The 1,378-nt window shown below is 65.0% G+C and carries 2 protein-coding genes; one reads left to right on the top strand and one right to left on the bottom strand.

The window, feature by feature from the left end:
* Positions 1–119: 119 nt before the first annotated feature.
* A complete protein-coding gene (locus tag Q0112_RS09510; RefSeq protein ID WP_297974433.1) occupies positions 120–1,028 on the top strand; it encodes a glycosyltransferase family 2 protein in 909 nt (302 codons plus the stop codon).
* Positions 1,029–1,190: 162 nt separating this feature from the next.
* Here the strand turns inward: Q0112_RS09510 and Q0112_RS09515 are convergent.
* On the bottom strand, positions 1,191–1,378 hold a 188-nt coding region (locus Q0112_RS09515; RefSeq protein WP_297974436.1), incomplete at its 5' end, for a hypothetical protein.

Consider the following 1,378-nt stretch of genomic DNA (forward strand, 5'->3'; position numbering starts at 1 on the left):
GCCGCCCGCTCCACCGACGCCCAGGTCTGCGCCGAGTTCCGGTTGATGATCGAGGCGGTGATCGCCTAAGACCTCCGCCTAAGCCCTGGGGGCAGAGTCAAGAGTGTTCTGGAGATCCGATGCCGAGCCCGAGCTACATCCTAATGACGGCGGCCCACAACGAGGCGCGCTTCCTGCCAGACACCATCGCCAGCGTGCTCGCGCAGACTGTCCGGCCGCGCGCCTGGATCATCGTCAGCGACAGGTCGACCGACGAGACCGACGCGATCGCAGCGGCCGCAGCAGAGGCGCACGACTTCATCCGCTTCCTGCGCTTCGAAAACCCGCTCCCCCGCTCCCCCCATCCGATGGGCGGCACCTCCTGGAAGAAGGTCTCGGCGCTGCGCGCGGGCCTAGCCGCCCTCGGCGATATCTACATCGACGAGGGCGGCTACGACTATATCGGCAATCTCGATGCCGATGTGACCTTCGCGCCCGACTACTACGCCACGCTCATGCAGCGGATGCAGGCGAGCCCGCACCTCGGGATCGCCGGGGGGTTCATCTACAATGTGAGCGAAGGCCGGAAATGGCCGTATTTCGCCAACCCCGAGGTGGTCGGCGGACCGAGCCAGTTCTTCCGGCGCGAGACCTGGCAGCAAATCGGCGGCTACGTGCCCTGGGGCCAGGACGACGCGATCGCGCAGATGATGGCGCGGATGCACGGGTGGGGCGTCCGGTCGTTCGACGATCTGCGCATCCTGCACCACAAGACCGCGAAGGAGAAGAGCCGCAATCCGCTGCGCGGCAAGTTCCATGCTGGCAAGATGGAGCGGGCCATGGGCTACCATCCGTTATATGCCGCGGCGAAATGCTTCGGACGCCTAGGGCAGAAGCCGATGGTCCTCGGCAGCCTGGCACAACTCTACGGTTACACCTGGGCCGCCTGGAAGAACATCCGGACCGACCTGCCGGCCGAGGTCGTGGAGTTCAACCGCCGACAACAGCTGAAGAACCTCCGCAGACGGCTGTTCGGCGCGCGCGGCTAGCCCAGATGTCTCACCCAGGTACGTCGGGAGCCTGATCGTGGGAAAGTGCTTCTGCGACAAAGGCCTGCCCGAGAGCAGGGGCGACCCCGATGCAGAGGGAGTGTAGCGCGAAAACCCTGTTGCACAGCTTGTGACGAGCCTCGTCAGCTTTGCCCGACGATCTCATGGTTCATAGCCGAACTCCTCGAAGTCTTTCCGGAACCACTCCTGAATGATCCGGCGCGCCTCCGCGTCCAGGATCTCTCGACCGGGTCCCGACCTCGAGGCGTTGCGCACCGGTAGCGGTACCGCCTGGCCGATCCGTTCCTGGATGACCGGCCATTGCTCCTCGATCGTTTCGAGCTTGGCGA

This window comes from uncultured Amaricoccus sp. (assembly GCF_937858865.1).
Taxonomy (GTDB): Bacteria; Pseudomonadota; Alphaproteobacteria; order Rhodobacterales; family Rhodobacteraceae; genus Amaricoccus.

Coding starts and splice junctions, on each gene's coding strand:
- Q0112_RS09510 (WP_297974433.1), top strand. CDS start 120: ATGCCGAGCCCGAGCTACATCCTAATGACGGCGGCCCACAACGAGGCG.